Origin of the sequence: Limisphaera sp. VF-2, from assembly GCF_049537125.1 — a bacterium.
Lineage (GTDB): Bacteria > Verrucomicrobiota > Verrucomicrobiia > Limisphaerales > Limisphaeraceae > Limisphaera.
This window is the reverse complement of sequence record NZ_JBMVQY010000001.1, coordinates 549,103-564,701: the sequence shown is the minus strand read 5'-3', so window position 1 is coordinate 564,701 and position 15,599 is coordinate 549,103. Positions and strand designations below refer to the sequence as shown.

The 15,599-nt window shown below is 65.1% G+C and carries 10 protein-coding genes; 5 read left to right on the top strand and 5 right to left on the bottom strand.

Annotated elements, in window-relative coordinates; genetic code table 11:
- Window positions 1-42: 42 nt before the first annotated feature.
- The 3 genes from ACPDIT_RS01965 to ACPDIT_RS01955 form a co-directional block, all read right to left on the bottom strand.
- A complete protein-coding gene (locus ACPDIT_RS01965) occupies window positions 43-501 on the bottom strand; it encodes a host attachment protein (protein WP_423441067.1) in 459 nt (152 codons plus the stop codon).
- Window positions 502-688: 187 nt separating this feature from the next.
- Window positions 689-1,999, bottom strand: coding sequence for a citrate synthase (locus tag ACPDIT_RS01960; RefSeq protein ID WP_423441065.1), 1,311 nt, complete (start codon window positions 1,997-1,999; stop codon window positions 689-691).
- Window positions 2,000-2,792: 793 nt separating this feature from the next.
- Complete coding sequence (locus ACPDIT_RS01955; RefSeq protein WP_423441063.1) at window positions 2,793-3,950, bottom strand: outer membrane beta-barrel protein; 1,158 nt, start codon at window positions 3,948-3,950, stop codon at window positions 2,793-2,795.
- A 1,649-nt stretch (window positions 3,951-5,599) separates the two neighbouring features.
- Between ACPDIT_RS01955 and ACPDIT_RS01950 the strand changes: the two genes are divergently transcribed.
- Window positions 5,600-6,940, top strand: a complete 1,341-nt coding sequence (locus tag ACPDIT_RS01950) for a glycoside hydrolase family 140 protein (protein ID WP_423441061.1) — start codon at window positions 5,600-5,602, stop codon at window positions 6,938-6,940.
- Complete coding sequence (locus ACPDIT_RS01945; protein WP_423441060.1) at window positions 6,937-7,929, top strand: hypothetical protein; 993 nt, start codon at window positions 6,937-6,939, stop codon at window positions 7,927-7,929. The genes ACPDIT_RS01950 and ACPDIT_RS01945 overlap by 4 nt, the downstream gene beginning before the upstream one ends.
- A 532-nt stretch (window positions 7,930-8,461) precedes the next feature.
- Here the strand turns inward: ACPDIT_RS01945 and ACPDIT_RS01940 are convergent.
- Both ACPDIT_RS01940 and ACPDIT_RS01935 read right to left on the bottom strand, forming a co-directional pair.
- A complete protein-coding gene (locus ACPDIT_RS01940) occupies window positions 8,462-9,196 on the bottom strand; it encodes a PEP-CTERM sorting domain-containing protein (RefSeq protein WP_423441058.1) in 735 nt (244 codons plus the stop codon).
- A gap of 873 nt (window positions 9,197-10,069) precedes the next feature.
- Complete coding sequence (locus ACPDIT_RS01935) at window positions 10,070-11,461, bottom strand: DUF4832 domain-containing protein (protein ID WP_423441056.1); 1,392 nt, start codon at window positions 11,459-11,461, stop codon at window positions 10,070-10,072.
- Window positions 11,462-11,832: 371 nt separating this feature from the next.
- Here ACPDIT_RS01935 and ggt point away from each other — a divergent pair, with 371 nt between their 5' ends.
- The 3 genes from ggt (at window position 11,833) to ACPDIT_RS01920 (ending at window position 15,559) form a co-directional block, all read left to right on the top strand.
- Window positions 11,833-13,464: a gamma-glutamyltransferase gene (gene ggt / locus ACPDIT_RS01930; RefSeq protein ID WP_423441055.1), complete on the top strand. Its 1,632-nt coding sequence runs from the start codon at window positions 11,833-11,835 to the stop codon at window positions 13,462-13,464.
- Between the two features lie 477 nt (window positions 13,465-13,941).
- On the top strand, window positions 13,942-14,355 hold the full coding sequence (locus tag ACPDIT_RS01925; RefSeq protein ID WP_423441053.1) for a hypothetical protein: 414 nt from the start codon (window positions 13,942-13,944) through the stop codon (window positions 14,353-14,355).
- An 892-nt stretch (window positions 14,356-15,247) separates the two neighbouring features.
- Complete coding sequence (locus tag ACPDIT_RS01920) at window positions 15,248-15,559, top strand: RNA recognition motif domain-containing protein (RefSeq protein ID WP_423441051.1); 312 nt, start codon at window positions 15,248-15,250, stop codon at window positions 15,557-15,559.
- Window positions 15,560-15,599: the final 40 nt, after the last annotated feature.

Sequence of the window (15,599 nt, the reverse complement as noted above, 5' to 3'; positions counted from 1 at the left end):
CGCCCCCGGGGCCTGCCGGGCTTCCAGGCGTCGCCGGCTGCCTCAGGCGGTGCGCAACCTCGGAAATGCGGCCAGAACCTCGCGTTGGCTGGCCTTGGTCAGGTCCCGCGCGAGGTTGGCCTCCACCCGGGGCCGCAGGCGGGCCGGCAGCTCGTCCAGGATCAGATGATTGATCTCCGCGGGCGCGGCCAGCCACAGGGGGAGATCGGGATGCTGCTGCATCAGCTTCACGATCTTGCCCGCTATGGTTTTGACCAGACGCCGCCGGGTCTCCAACTTGAGATTGTGCGCGTCGGCCATGGGCGCACCCCAGTGTTTCTGGACCGGTGCGGCGTGCCGCCCCGCCAGGTCGGTGACCTTGTCCACAACCCGGTTGGGGTACAATTCAAGCCGCGTGTCCTCCAGCGGCTCCAGGCGCGGGGTCCCCCGCATCGTGGTTTCAAATCGGGCTGCCTTGAAGTGACCCAGGTCTGTCAGGACAACAAGTCGAGGTGCCTTCATAAGATTCTGTGAGACAGGTTGCCTGAGACGGCAAACCGCCGCGCTCAACTGCAACCAAATTGGCCGAAAGGAATGTCGTTTGCCAAGCTCGGAACCGACGTATCCAAGGGCTGTCCGGGCCGACCGCCGGGCGCGGGGAAAAAGCCGAGGCGTTCGGACGGACAGGAGGGTGGCTCCGCGACCGACCTCACCCTCGTTCCTCGATCGGTACATAGTGCCGCAGGGTCGGCCCGGTATAGATTTGGCGTGGACGGTAAATCTTGGGTTTTGGCGCCAGCAGGATTTCCCGGAAATTGGCGATCCACCCCGGCATGCGGCCAATGGCGAAGATGACCGGAAACATTTCCTTGGGCAGGCCAATGGCCCGCATGATGATGCCGCTGTAGAAGTCCACGTTCGGATACAGCTTCCGCTCGATGAAATAGGAATCGCTGAGCGCCGCTTCTTCCAGCCGCCGTGCAATGTCCAGCAGCGGATCCCGGATCTGCAGCGCGTTCAGCAGATCGTCGCACGCCTTCTTGATGATGCGGGCGCGCGGATCGTAGTTCTTGTAAACCCGGTGACCGAAGCCCATGAGACGTCGCCCGCCCTGCTTGTTCTTGACCGCTTCGATCAGTTCCCGGCCGTCGCCACCGGAGGCATGGATTTCCTCCAGCATTTCAATCACCGCCTGATTCGCCCCGCCGTGGAGAGGGCCCCAAAGGGCGCACACGCCCGCCGAGGCACTGGCAAAGAGATTCGCCTGGCTGGAAGCCACCATTCGGACCGTGGAGGTGGAACAGTTCTGTTCGTGGTCCGCATGCAACAGGAAGATCAGATCCAGCGCCCGCACCACCTCCGGCCGCAGCGGATAGTCCTCGTACACGTCCGAGAACATCATGTGCAGGAAATTGGCGGTGTACTTGTACTTGCGACGCGGGTAAATGATCGGCAGGCCGCGCGATTTGCGATACGCAAAGGCGGCAATCGTGCGCACCTGGGACAGCAGCCGTGCCGCGTGGACTTCGAACCGCTCCCGGTTGGCCGGACCCATCAGCCCCGGGTAAAAACAGCTGCTGGCGTTGATCATCGAGGACAGAATGGCCATGGGGTGCGCCGTGGCGGGGAAGCCTTCGAAATGATGCTTCAGGTCCTCGTGCAGATCCTGGTTCTCCGTCAGAAGGTCCGAGAACCGCTGCAGCTGTTGCCGCGTCGGCAGCTCGCCGTAAATCAGGAGCCAGGCCGTCTCGATGAAGTTGGATTTTTCCGCCAGCTCCTCGATGGGGATGCCCCGGTACCGCAGAATCCCCTTCTCGCCGTCGATGAACGTGATGGCGCTGGCGCACGACCCCGTGTTGGCATATCCGTCGTCCAGGGTGATGTACCCGGTCAGCTCGCGCAGGCGACTGATGTCAATGGCCTTCTCCCCCTCCGAACCGACGACGATCGGCAACTCGTACACCTGACCGTCCAGCTCCAGCTTGGCCACTCGCTTCGACTCCATGGGTTCGTTCCGCATCGTTGTTGAACTCGTTACATCCCCGGACTGTCCCGGGGGCTCTCGGCCTTATCCTCGACCGCTCCCGCGCGCGGCAGCCGCGGCCCACCACCATGCCGGGTGCCGGGTGCGTGGCCCGGGCCGGGAGATTGGAGGCTCGGCGGTCAAGGTTCGCATCACTCATTGCCCCGCCTTTTGCCTGCGTTGTCCGCCCGGACGATGTGGGCGCCCCCGCCGCACTTGCAGTCCGGATGGCGGAGCATTTCCGATCCCTCAAAAACCGGAGAGCACCTCTCCGGCAGTCCACGGGTCAACCAGCGCTCCGAAAAGGGAAAGGCTTTCGCTTTCCCGGCGTCCCGGCCCCCAGTCGCACGGCTCCGGACCGGAGACCTACAGGCTATCCACGGAGCGCGACATGTCAAACTTTCACCCCCGCCGGGGCAGCGGACCGCCGCATTTCAGGTTTTGAGCACCTCCGAAAGCCCGGCACAGTTTCGGGCGTTCCCCGGCCTGGATGGGCCGAGGGAAAAGTCCGTTCCGTCAGCATCTCGAATCCGGGGCTCAAAAACGGAAAGCGCGCGGTGAAGGGTCGCCGTCGAGAGCTGCAACGGGGGGACGAGGGATTCGGCACGGAGACCGGTTGGGACCTGCTTCCCCTGAGCTTCCGAAAGACAGGTCAGCCGGGCGGCGCAAGGCCGCGGGATCTCTTCCCGTCACCGTCGTCTTCCTGAGATCGAAAGCGTGAGCGAGGCGCGCCAAATGAAAACCCCTCCCGGTTGCACCGGGAGGGGTCTGTCAAATCAGCTCAACGAGGTTAGAACTTGTAAATCACGTTGGCTGCGAGCAGGACCGAGTTCCGGCGGTTGAAGCCGCTGTCGGACGAGAAGTAGGTGCCCTCGTCAGCATGATCCCAGCGCACTTCCGCCCGGGTCAGCACGTTCTGCCACAGGTCGTACTGGACCGTGCCGGTGAGAGACCACACCTGGTTGTTCTCCGCGCCGGAGGCAAGACCCGGCCACAGGTTCGCCACGGAAGTGGCCAGTTCGCCACGGACATGGAGGCTGAGCTTCTCGGTGGCGGCGTACGAGCCATAGACGCTCACCGCCCAGGCGTCGCCGGTTTGGTCATGCAGATCCAGCACGTCCCAAGCCGCCCCGAAGCGCAAACCTTCGATCGGGGTCGCAACGGTGGCACCCACGTACCAACTGGTCTGGTTGTCGTTGATGCCGGAGCTGAACCCGTTGACAACGCCGCCGTACAGCGTGGACCCCGCCAGGAAGCTCCAAGTGTCCGGGGCCGTCAAAGCGATCGAGCCCATGTAGGTCTTGTACGACTCGGCCTTGGTGGGCCAGGCGCGGCTGTTGATCTGCGGACCCACCGTATCGGCCACGCCCGCGGACAGGCTCACCAGCTCATTGACCCGGTACGAGGCCAGCACGCCGGTATGAGTGGTCGGCTCGATCGTCCGGCCATAGGACCGGGTGAAGTTCGGATTGTCCACGGCTGCGATGGATTCGTAGCCGATGACACTGTCGAACACACCCATCTTCAGATCCACACCGTTGCCGACCGGGGCGCGCAACGCGACGTAGGCCTGCCGGATCGCCAGATCACCCGAGCCCGTGCTCAGCGTGGACTGGGTTCCCAGGCTGTTGGCGTCCGGTCCCAGCCAGAGGTCCACCCGATATCCCGCCGCCCAGTCGGTCTCGTCCAACGGCTTGGAGATGGACAACTGGACCACATTCAGGTTGAACCCGTCGGCCTTGTCGACTCCTCCGAACAGCGGCGGCAAAACACTGTTCCCCGTGCCCGTGCCGAGGTTCCACTGGGCCGACGTGTCCACGTAACCGCTGATCACGGTGGATGAAAGCGCCGTCATCAGGGGGACAGACGCCTCCTCCGCCCGGACGGCCGAGGAGAGGCTGATCACCCCCATCGCCGCCAATCCCAACGTCCACTGATTCAGTTTCATTCGGTTCCTCCGTCTTCGGTTTGGTTCAATGGTTTCGATCGCACAGCAGGAAGGCCCTTCCGCCGGTCCTTCCTGCCCGAACTCGGTGCATCTGGCGCCTTGTTTATACGCCGCACCGGTTCGACGCAACATCTTTTTGGCCTATTCACGGCCTTTTTCGCATCCTCCCATCGAAGACAAACTCGCATGTGGGGCGCGTCCCGCCTGCAACGCGGTGGCCCGGAGGCAGCGCGTACGTCACCCGATCTCCCGCGGCTGGTCGGCGCCAACGAACGCAACGGCCGGGCCCGTGGCAGGCGAACAGGCGCCATGAGTGCACCTCATGGCCACCCGACTCTTGCCCCATCGACCGTTGTATGCGCAGCTGCCCGGCGGGATCCGGGCGGAACCCCTGTGGGGTGAAAGCACGGCAGATGGCTCGTGTCCATACAGATGATCTCGTCAGAGGGATGGTTCTTCGACTCGCCGGCTCGACTGCCTACCGCCTCCGCGTCGAGCCGGCACAGCACTTGGCGTGGACAGGTCAGCGGTGGTCGGGGCTGACTTTGCCCTCGACAGGGGCCGGCGGGAAAATGGCTCGAACCCTCCCGCAAAGCAAGGGACGGCCCGGCGAGGAATTTGCCCATAAACCTGAGGCATTGGAGCCTCTTTTGGGTGCCCGTGGGTCTCTGCAAGGTGCGGCGTCAAAAGCATTGTCCTTCCGGGGATGTCGCGCAAAAGGCCCACTGATTCCGCAGTTTGTCGGATTCTCATGCATTGCCGCGGGTTGAGAATCGCGCCCGGCGAGCGGACGGGAAGATGGACACACCCAGCATCATGGGGAACGCAACGAGGCTGTGAGGCAGGATCTTGGTCCGTCAGGGACTCGCGCGTCGGCTCCTGAACGATCGAGCCCTGCTGAACCCGTCTGATGGGTAAAACGCAGGTAGGGGCATCAACAGCCCACCCCGTTTGATGAATGACATGGGCGGCTCCTGAAGGGGCTGCATGGGCGGCCAAGGTGTCATCAAGTTTTCATTCCATGGCGCACCGCTCCGCGCCCAGGGTGTCTGGTATCGGAGAAGCCCAAGCCGGGCCTCGCAACTCGTAGCGCAGCGGAGGCGGGCTACCATCTCCCCTGGTGGGCCGTGCCTCCGGCCGCTGCCCGCCTCCGACAGGAACTTGGGCGCGGGGTCTCGCCGAGCCTCAACGGAGGCGCTCTTGCTGGCTTGGCCGGGCGCAGAGCTTCTGTGGCTGAAGCGAGTTTGCTCGGAACAGAATCTTGGGGACCGGGCCGGAGCCCTGGTGAAACACCCCAGAATGGTATCTGCCACCTGGACGCTCGTTTTGGTCCGGGGGGCTCTTGCGTGTGGGGTGCATGAACCGGCGGCACGGCTGGCGCGGCGTTTCCGCTTCCAGCCAGGTCGCGCTTGACACCTGCCGCGTGACTGACGATCTGGAGTTGCCCCGGGGCCGCATGCGCTGTGACGGCCTTGAACCAGACCTCGACTGAACGACGAAACCGATCGAATGCCATGACCCCAGCTGACCGCCGGTTCGACCTCGAGACTCCCTTCCCTGCCGGCCTGCACCGAGCAGGCGCGGTTCTCGTTGCTTGCGTGGCGATGGTGACCAGTGCCTTCCACGCAGCCGCGTCTTCTTTGCCTCGCTTGAAAGTTTCCGACAACCGCCGGTTCCTCGTGACCACCGACGGGCGACCGTTTTTCTGGCTGGGTGACACGGCGTGGGAGTTGTTCCATCGGCTGAACCGCGAGGAGGCGGAGCTTTACCTCAAAACACGCGCGGCCCAGGGATTTACCGTCATCCAGGCCGTGGCGCTGGCGGAACTGGACGGACTGAACACTCCCAATCCTTACGGCCACCGCCCGCTGGTCGAACATGATCCCACCCGACCGGAGGTGCGGGACGGCCCTGACAACGACTACTGGGATCATGTGGACTGGATCGTGCAGCGGGCCAACGCCCTGGGGCTGTACGTCGGGTTCCTGCCCACCTGGGGCGACAAGTGGAACAAGAAGTGGGGCGTGGGCCCCGAAATCTTCACGCCACAGAATGCCGAGGTCTACGGGGAATGGCTGGGCCGGAGGTATAAGGACGCGGGGCTGATTTGGATTCTGGGCGGCGACCGGCCCGTCGAAAACGACACGCACCGCGAAATCATTCGCGCCATGGCCCGCGGCCTGCGCCGGGGCGACGGCGGGGCCCATCTGATCACTTTTCATCCCATGGGCGGTCAGGGCTCGGCCCAGTACTTCCATGACGAGGAGTGGCTGGATTTCAACATGCGCCAGAACGGCCACGGCACGGAGTTCACCGGCCGCTACGACCAGACGCGCAAGGACTATGATCGCACCCCGGCGAAACCGGTGCTGGACGGCGAACCGATTTACGAGGATCACCCCGTGTCGTTTGACCCCGCCAAACTCGGGCACTCCATCGCCGCCGATGTGCGCCGGCCATTGTACTGGGACCTGTTCACCGGCGCCTTCGGCCACACCTACGGTCATCATTCGGTCTGGCAGATGTGGGCGCCGGGTCGGGACCCCGTCAACCATCCCCTCATGCCCTGGTCACAGGCGATTCATCAACCCGGCGCCGCCCAAATGCAGCATGCCAAACGGCTCTTGCTGTCGCGCCCGTTCCTGACCCGCATCCCGGATGACTCCATGATCGTGAGCGATCGCGTGCCCACCAGTGTGCCGGGCGCGGGCCGATATCGGTTCGTGGCCACACGGGATACCGACGGAACCTATGCCATGGTGTACGCGCCGGTGGGCCGGTCCTTCAAAGTGCGGATGGACGTAATTCGCGGCGCGAAGGTGCGGGCATGGTGGTTCAATCCGCGCGATGGCACGGCCCGGCCCGCGGGAACTTTTTCCAGCACCGGCCAACGCGAGTTCATCCCGCCGGACCCGGGCGAAACGCTCGATTGGGTCCTGGTGCTGGACGATGCGGTCGGGAATTATCCGCCCCCGGGGAAACGGCCATGAACGCTGGGGCTCAACTCTGCTTCCTGTGGCTGGCTGCCGCCGTGCTACCCGCCACCGCGGTGGCGCCGGCCTTTCGAATCGTCGAGAGTGCGGTCCAGTTGGAGGGCGTTGGTCCGGACAACCCGATCCTTTACGACAACGACTGGTGGTTCGACGTTTTCGACAACAACTATCTTTGGGCCCGGGTGTCGCTGGGCCGGGCCGATCTTCGCGGCAACATTGTCACCCGCGACATGTGGGACTGGGAGAAGGGTTACCTCTACAAAATGGAGCAGTGCCTGGACGATGCACGGAAGGCGATCGCGCTGGCGCGGGCCTCGGGCCTGCGGGGCATTCCCGATCCGGTGCGAGGGGCCGACGAGGTGTTGGTGCGGCCGGCCAGCGGCCGCATCGAGGATACAGTGCCCCGGGAATCGCCGGGGGCCCGGCTCATCATCGAGGAGGCGCGGCGGGCCTCGCCGCACAAGCCTCTGTTGATCATCGCGGGCGGTCCGTTGACCACCGCGGCCAGCGCGTTGCTGTTGGCGCCGGAAATCGCCTCGAACCTCGTGGTCTTCAACCTGACCGTCAGTTCATATGGCTACAACGGCAAGGACGGCTGGTCGGCTTACATCGTGGCGAAGAAGACCCGCTACGTGGACTGGGGCGGCGGTGCGTTTTGGGACAAAGATTCCGTGTTCACCGCCCGGGACTTCGAGAGGCTGCCGGAGAATCCCTTCACGCAGGACATGAAGCGGCTCATCCGCACCGATCTCGGCCGCGCCAACCAGCTCGGTGACGGCGCCCCGCTGGTGTGGCTGTGGCAACCCCGATGCTGGACGGCCGCCGAGGTCCGACGGGCCGAATTCCGGGGCAGGCCGGTCGAATTTCTTCAGGTCGAGCCCGGCCAAGCGGGCGACCTCTTGGTGATCCCCAAGTCAGCCACCGACCTGGCCGCCTGTCGCGAGGAATTCCTCCGCGTTCTGACCGATCCGAGATTGTTTCCCTGAACAGGCGCACACGCCGGCCGCCGCGGTTCCCCGCGCGGGGAGTCGTGGCTTCCGACGTGATCAGCAGCCCGGGTAGCACGGACCCACGCTGCTCGCGGTGGGGGCCCGGGCCAATCTCCAACCCCGCTCTCGGCTGAACCGTGCCGGCGGGTTGCGCGGGGCATGCATCGCAAATGCAATTCGGCGACCCTCCGGGCAGAGCGCGCCCAGATGGCACGCGCCGCCTGGAATCGAAGCCGATGAAGTGGCTCGACACGCCGGCCCGCTCGAACCGAACGAGGGGCCGTCCGTCCCGGACACGCGGGGGCCCTCGAACCTTTCCTGGGGACCTGCCGGCCCGGGTATCCGAGCCACGGCCACCGCCGGTTTGTGCTGCGCTCCAGTTCGCCTGCAGACCGACGGGTCTCCCAAGACGCGTCCGCAGGAGACCGGTTCGGGGGCAGCGGGTGCGCGGCCGGTGTCCGATGGCAGGAGCCGGATCGACCCATCCCCCTGTAGTTCTCTCGTACCGGTCCGGCCCTTGAAGAGCCGGTTACGGGCGACCACTGCGGAGTCGGCTCATCAGGCCCAGAAACCCGCCCCCGATGAGCAGCAGCGTCGCCGTGCCGGGTTCGGGAATGGGGGTGAAATCAACTGTCACGGCCACGCCGTTGAGGGAACCAACAGTCTGGCCGGCGGACTTCTGAAACTGGAACCGGAGCGTATCGCCGGCATTGACCGCCACATCATTGAGGGCGACGCGCCAGGGATTGTTGCGGTTGCTGTAGGAGGTCCGAGAGATGGTGGCACTGCCCAGCGGGGTCGAATTCAAGAAGATGCTCACCGCGTTGGCACGGTTGACCACGGAATGCGCGTACCAGATGTCGCTGGTGAAATCGATGGACCCTGCTTCCGGAGCAGTCCATTGAACCGTGAGGATGCTGGTGGCGCTGTTGGGGCTGTGAATCAAAATGTCGCCCTGAAGGAAGTCGGCATCGGTCTCGCCCGCGGACGAGCCGTTGACTCCGGCTTTGATGACCATCGGGGTGTCCGTGTTCAGGTTGGGCCCGGTGGCGAAGAAACGAGGAAGCACGGCCGGGTAGAGTGCGTTGCCGTTGTTGAGCGGCACCTGGTTGGGTAGAAGCGAGGAATTATTGAAATAGGACCAGCCGCCGGCGTTGGGATTGTTGTTATGATCAAAATCCCCGGACAGGCTGAAGACTTCGGCGGAAGCGCTCAGGGGCAGAATGCAAGACAGCAATGCCCACAGTCGTTGGATGCGTTTCACGGCGGATTCCTTTCCATCTCTGATTGGTTACGGTTGACAAATGGCAGGGGGAACAACGCCGTCCCTTCATCCTGCCCTCCCGGGGAGATACATGGTTCCATCCGCGGGTCATGTTGGCCCCCCAGCAGCGGCAGGCAACCTGGCCATTTGCTGGTGTGATGGCAAGAACAATTTTTCCTTGGCCTCAGTCTCGAAGCTTTCGGCGACTTCGTTGGAAGGGGAGTATTGGAATGGCAAATCACTGTCTTCGGAGCACCTGCCTGTGTGCAGCGGTTCAAGCAGGCCATAAGGTATCCGGACAAACCCTCGCTTCGTCTCCAGCCAGACTCCATAACTGCCCGATCCGCTGGAACCGGCAGTGATCCTGCGCACACGTCGCCTCCTTTGCCCCGCTACCCAACGGCTCCTTCCGCCGTTGCGCGCTCCGGTCGTCCGTCCGGCCGTGGCGCTGCCGCAGCGGGACATTCTCGTAGCCCCCGTTTCCCATGCGGGACTGGCCGCGCCCCGTTCGCCCGGCCATTCCTCTGGGACTGCCCGATTCCCTTCACCGCCGATTGTTTCGTCGGTTGGTGTTCCACGGCTCCAGCCAGGCCCGGGCGTCGGCGCTTCCCTCCCCACAGCGTGCCAGTTTCGCCGCCGCGAAGTGCCCGACAGCGCTCCAGGATATAAGCCGCCGCCGCACTTAGGTGCCGGTCCTCGACTCGCCGCCACAACCGTTCCGCTCGATCCTCGAGAGTGGGTATCCCGGCTGTCCCACCGCAGCCCGCGGCGCAACGCCCTGGGCTAATGTCGCACGCCGGATCGCGTGCACTTGATGTCGCCCGGCGGGGCCCGAATCCATCGCGGTCTTTCAGCTTGCGTGCCGACGGCTCCTCACGGTGGGAGCGTCCCAAGGGTCAGCCAGCCCTCCAGATGGCGGTCCTGTTCCTGATTGGCGAAGCGCAACGGCCGGCCGCCCGGCATGGGATTGAGTGCGCGCACCAGCAGACGAGTGCCCGGCGTGGCCCACGCGTCCTTCGGCAGATGGTGTTGCCACACGCGCGCCGGTTCCCCCGGCAGAATGCCGGTCAGTTTCCAGTCGGTTTTCCAAGTGGCCCTGATTCTGCCGGAGACGTCCAGGGCGCTCAGTTCCACCGGCCAGTCGTAGTAGAACGGCGCGACGCCGGTGTTCGTGACCCACAGCGTGACGGTGTACCCGCTGTCCGTGCGATCCGTGGTCGCGCGGAAGATGTGAACCTCATAACCCATCCGCCGGGCTGCACGCAGGGCGCGGTCGCGCGCAGGGCCCTGGAAGTCGGGGCGAAAGACGCCCTCGTTGCACAGCCACGAAACGTGCGTGGCTTGCACGCAGCGATCGAACTCCTGTCCCCGGGGTGCGCACGATGGCTCGTCGAACAAGCAATGCCAGACTTCCGGCCGGACTTCGCCGCCCATGGGTTGCGTTCGCCATTTGTTTGTGGCGCCCGCGCGTCGCAGGAGGGTTTCGAAGAACCACTCGTCTTCGCTGCGTCCGGTATGCACCGTGGCCCAGGCGAACGAATCGTCGTGGTAGCCCAGGGGACGGGTGCTGTTGTCGGCGTAGCGGGGGTGGTCGGGTCCGGCCGGGTAGCGGACCAACAGTTTTGTCCGGCGAAACGCCGCCTCGTACGCATCCAGCAGTTCACGCTGGACCGTTTTGGAGGCGAACCATTGGTGGTTGGGGTGGTTATGCCATTCGCCCCAGGTACCCAGCAGTCCCACCTGCACGAACGCCAGGCGCGGGTCGCCGTCGTAGCGCGCTCCGAAGGCGTGGATGAAGTTCGTCAGTGCGGTGCGCAGCCGCGGGTCCTCGTAGTCCGGCGTGTGATCCACTGCGGCCGGCCATGGTTGGGTGTTGGTGTTGGTCCAGGTACGCAGCAAAAGACCGGAATCGAGAAGAAACCGGGGCACGCCCGTGCTGCGGCCGGGCCATTCCAGGTAGAACCGCGCGATGAACTGGCAGCCGCGCGCCGCGGCCTGCTGCAGCTTTCGTTCGAAAGGGCCCCAATCGAAGTTCGTCGGACCGGTCATCACCGCTGCCAGGGGGATGTAATCCCACTCCAGGCTGCGCGGGAAACCGGTCTGTGGGCGAGGATACGAGACAAAGCCCTTGAGCGGATTGTCCGGCGGGGCCGGCGCATAATGAAGAAGGCCGGACGTGTCCTGAGGGCCCTCGCGCGGATCGACGGCTTGTCCCCGGGCCACAACGGTCAGCGCAGAGAGCATCAGCACCCTGAAAGGTTTCATGTTCATGCCAGGGGCGGGTGGGGAACATGGAGCGTCCATGCCCGTTATACGGATGCAGGTTCGCCGCGAGCTGGGTCACGATCAAGCATGATTCCGGTCCGCCGAGTGCGGGGAACGGCCTCCGGCCGGCTGCAGGCTGGTGAGCATGCGGACAGGTCTCGTGCCCCGCGGGCATGGCGCGACGGGGAGTCCCGGGCACCAGCGGCGGTCATTTCATGCATCGCAACGTCTGGTCCGGGCGCAGTGCCGGCCGCCCAACCCTGGGCTCGATTCGGGCTGGTTTCCGCGAACGTTTTGACCATGCTGGCAGCATGAAACAAACCCGGTGTGCTGCCCCCGCCGCGGGTGCGCTCGCGCTGGCGGTCGCTTTTATGTCTGCACTGCCGGCCGCCGCGGAACGGGTCCAGGGTCGTTCGCAGGTCATCTCCCGTCAGGGCATCGTCGCCAGCGAGCATCCGATGACTTCGCAGGCCGGGGCGCAAGTCTTGGCCGAGGGCGGCACCGCCGTGGACGCGGCCATTGCCGCCAACGCCGTGATGGGGGTGGTGGCCCCCATGACCTGCGGGATGGGTGGCGATCTTTTCGCCCTGGTGTACGAGGCCGGCACCGGCCGGCTCTACGGCTTGAACGCCAGCGGCTGGGCACCGGCGGGGTTGAACCCGGAGCTGCTTCGTACGCGCGGTTTCACCGACATGCCGGAGCGGGGCGTTTGGTCCGTCACCATCCCGGGCTGTGTGGCGGGTTGGGACGCGCTCCATGGTCGGTTCGGCCGCAAGAAATTCGCCCGCCTGCTCGACCCGGCGATTCGCCTGGCCGAGGAAGGCTTTCCGGTGTCGGAAATCGTGGCGGGCTACTGGAAATCCAGCGAGGCATTGTTGCGGGGGGACCCCGTGGCGGCCCGGACATTTCTGCCCGCGGGCCGCGCGCCGGAAGTGGGTGAGGTTTTCCGCAATCCCGACCTGGCCTGGTCGCTGCGACAAGTGGCGCGCGGCGGCCGACGCGCCTTCTACGAAGGTGCGGTGGCGGGCCGCCTGCTGGCCTGCGCCCGGGCCCATGGTGCGCCCTGGATGCAGTCAGACCTGAGCGAATTCCGACCCGAATGGGTCACGCCCCTGGCCACCACCTACCGCGGCTGGACGGTCTATGAGCTGCCGCCCCAGGGGCAGGGCATCGCCGCGTTGATGATGCTCAATCTGATGGAGATCTTCCCGCTGTCGGAGTGGGGCCGCGACGACGTTCGAACCTGGCACGTGATGATCGAGGCCAAGAAACTGGCCTACGCCGATCTGCTCCGGTACGTGGCCGATCCGCGCTTTGCGCGCGTGCCCGTGGCCGGTCTGCTCGACAAGGCCTATGCTCGCGAACGCGCGCGCCTGATCGACCTCCAACACGTCAGCACCCACGCGCCTCCCGGCCGGCCGCCCGCGGCGGGGGCCGACACCACCTACCTGTGCGTGGTGGATGCGAAGGGAAACATGGTTTCGCTGATTCAGAGCAACTACCGGGGGTTCGGCTCGGGGTTGGTGGCCGAGGGGACCGGTTTTGGCCTGCAAAACCGCGGCGGGCTGTTCACGTTGGACCCGGCGCATCCGAACGTGCTGGCGCCCCGGAAACGACCGCTGCACACCATCATTCCCGCCCTCATGGAGCGGGGCCGGGTGCGGATTGCCTTCGGCATCATGGGCGGATGGAATCAGGCCCAGGCGCACGCCCAGTTCGTGGCCAACGTGGTGGACTTCGGGCTGAACATTCAGGCCGCGCTCGAGGCGCCGCGTTTCACCAAGCTCACCTTTGACGGTGCGGATGTCGAGATCGAGACGCGGGTACCTGAAACGATCCGTGCCGCCCTGGCGGCCCGCGGCCATCAGATAACCACTCTGCCGCCCTTTGCCGACGCGGTGGGCGGCGGCCAGGCGGTCATGCGCGACGATGCGCGCGGGATCAACTACGGCGCCTCGGACCCGCGCAAGGACGGCGCGGCCGTGCCCGAGCCGATCCGATGATGCGGAGCGCCCAGCCGGCACAAAAGCTCATTCGTAGCGTGGAGGGAGCTGAGACGCGGCAACGGGCCAGCCCGCAGCCCGATCCGGGGGGCGGGAGGCCCGTCGCAGCCGGTCCAGGAGCGAGGGGGAAGGACCGGAATTCCGTCGCTGCCCGATCCGGCACTTGTCTCCAGAACTCTCGCAGGCACAGGATTGGGAGGCGGATCATGGGGAAGAAGCTGACCAAGAGGCCGTGCTGGGCCGTGGCAGTCGCTTTCGCTGCGCTTGCACTGGTGCTGACCGGGCTCCTGAGGTGGCGAGCCGCCTTTCCCCATGGGCCGAGCCACGCATGCTCCAAACAACTCGGGCTGGCACTGCGGCTTCATGCGGCTGACCACGGCGGGTGGTTCCCTTGTGGGGAAGCAATGCCGGAGGGGTCCATGGGGCTAATTGGCACGGTGGGACCCGACCGCTCCTGCGTTTCTCGGGGGAAGACACTTGGCGCGCGAGCTTGTCGAGCAGGCTCTGGCTGCGGGCGGGCTGGACCCGGCCAGTTGCGGTTGGCACTACGTGGAGGGGCTGCGCGACGATGACGACCCGGAACTGGCGGTGGCTTGGGATAAAGTGGAAGGGCTCGATCATAACGGCCAGCGTCGGCCGGGTTTGGCTCATGAGGTCGTGTTTGTGGACGGAAGTGTGCGATTGGTCACGGTGCGAGACTGGCCGAACTTCGCGGCGGAGCAGCGGGAGCGGCTGGCCCGGACGAAAGCGACGCGCTCGGCCGGAGCGCCGCGGATTCGCTGGAGCGACGAGGCGACCCTGGGACCGAATCCTGAAAAGGGGCGCGCCGATCTCCAGGAACGCAGCGACGCCGAACACGAAGCGAATCTGGCAGCGCTCGTGCCAAGGTGAAGCCGCGGGCGTGCAATAAAACGCGCGAAGCCGACCCCTGACCGGACCCGGGAGTCGGGGCAGGATTCAGCCGGGTTCCTTGCAGTTCCTACCCAGGGCAGCTGCTTACGCGGCAAGTCGTTCCGATCCGGGGTCATGGCTGGGAGTCAAGTGCAGCCCGGGCAGGGTGTTCGCTCCATTTGGGCCTCCGGCGGACCCGCTCCAGATCAAGACTCGTTCCCAAGGCGGTTCGGCTCTCTTGAGTCATCGAGGACAGGTCCCTCCGGTGATTGGCTGGGAAACACAGCCCCCGTCGGGGCGTAGGGTATTCCAGGGTTCCCCCGACCGTGGTGTCCGGCGACTGCGGACCGGGCTGCGACCCGTGCGGCATTAGCGTTGCCCTTCCAAGTCGATCCCGGGGGCACCGCACCGGCTGGCTTTGCCCCAACTCCGAAATACCGACATTGCACGCGAGCGAGTCGCTCCATGATGGAAGGCGTGGGAAAGTCGGAACCTGTATTCCCCGTATGACAGAAGGGACCTCTGAGGACAGGCTGGTTACGGGTCGGAGGTCACCGTTGGCGCCGTGCAGCCGATACGGCGAGGGGATTCGGTGGTTTGAAAAGGCTTTGGGGCAGGGCCAAGCATGCATGACAAGGGAGGTTCACGCGCCGGCCGAGGAGATTTTTTTTTTTAGCCCGTCGGGGCGATCCAACCGCTGATGATGGCCATGAAGGGACTTGACGAAGGGGGCCGTTGTGGTATGAAGGTCGCGTCTGTTCGATGGCCGAACAGAAGTCGGTGTCAGGTTCGACAGATTGTCCGCGAGTGAAGACAGTGTGACATTCCGCAGGTCTGCCGGTGCAGTCCTCCCACCTCCGTCCGGCACGTCGATCAGACAAGGTTCGTGACCATGAATCCCACCAGACTGTTCGTTGGGAATCTCTCCTATCAGACGATGGAGAGTGACCTGCAGGAGTACTTCTCCCAAGTGGGGGTGGTTACTTCGGTGAACGTGATGTTCGACCGCGTGACGGGCAAGTCGCGCGGATTTGCGTTTGTCGAGTTTGCCACTCCGGAGGAGGCGGCCCGCGCGGTGGAACAGCTGCACAATCGCGAGTTCCAGGGGCGGACGCTGACGGTAAACATCGCCCGGCCTCGCGAGGACCGACCCCCGCGGTCGGAGCGGCCCCGATTTGAACGGGGCGGCCGGGGCTCGCGTTGAGCGCATCCCATCGAACGTGAGGGGCCGGAGCGCCAGCTCC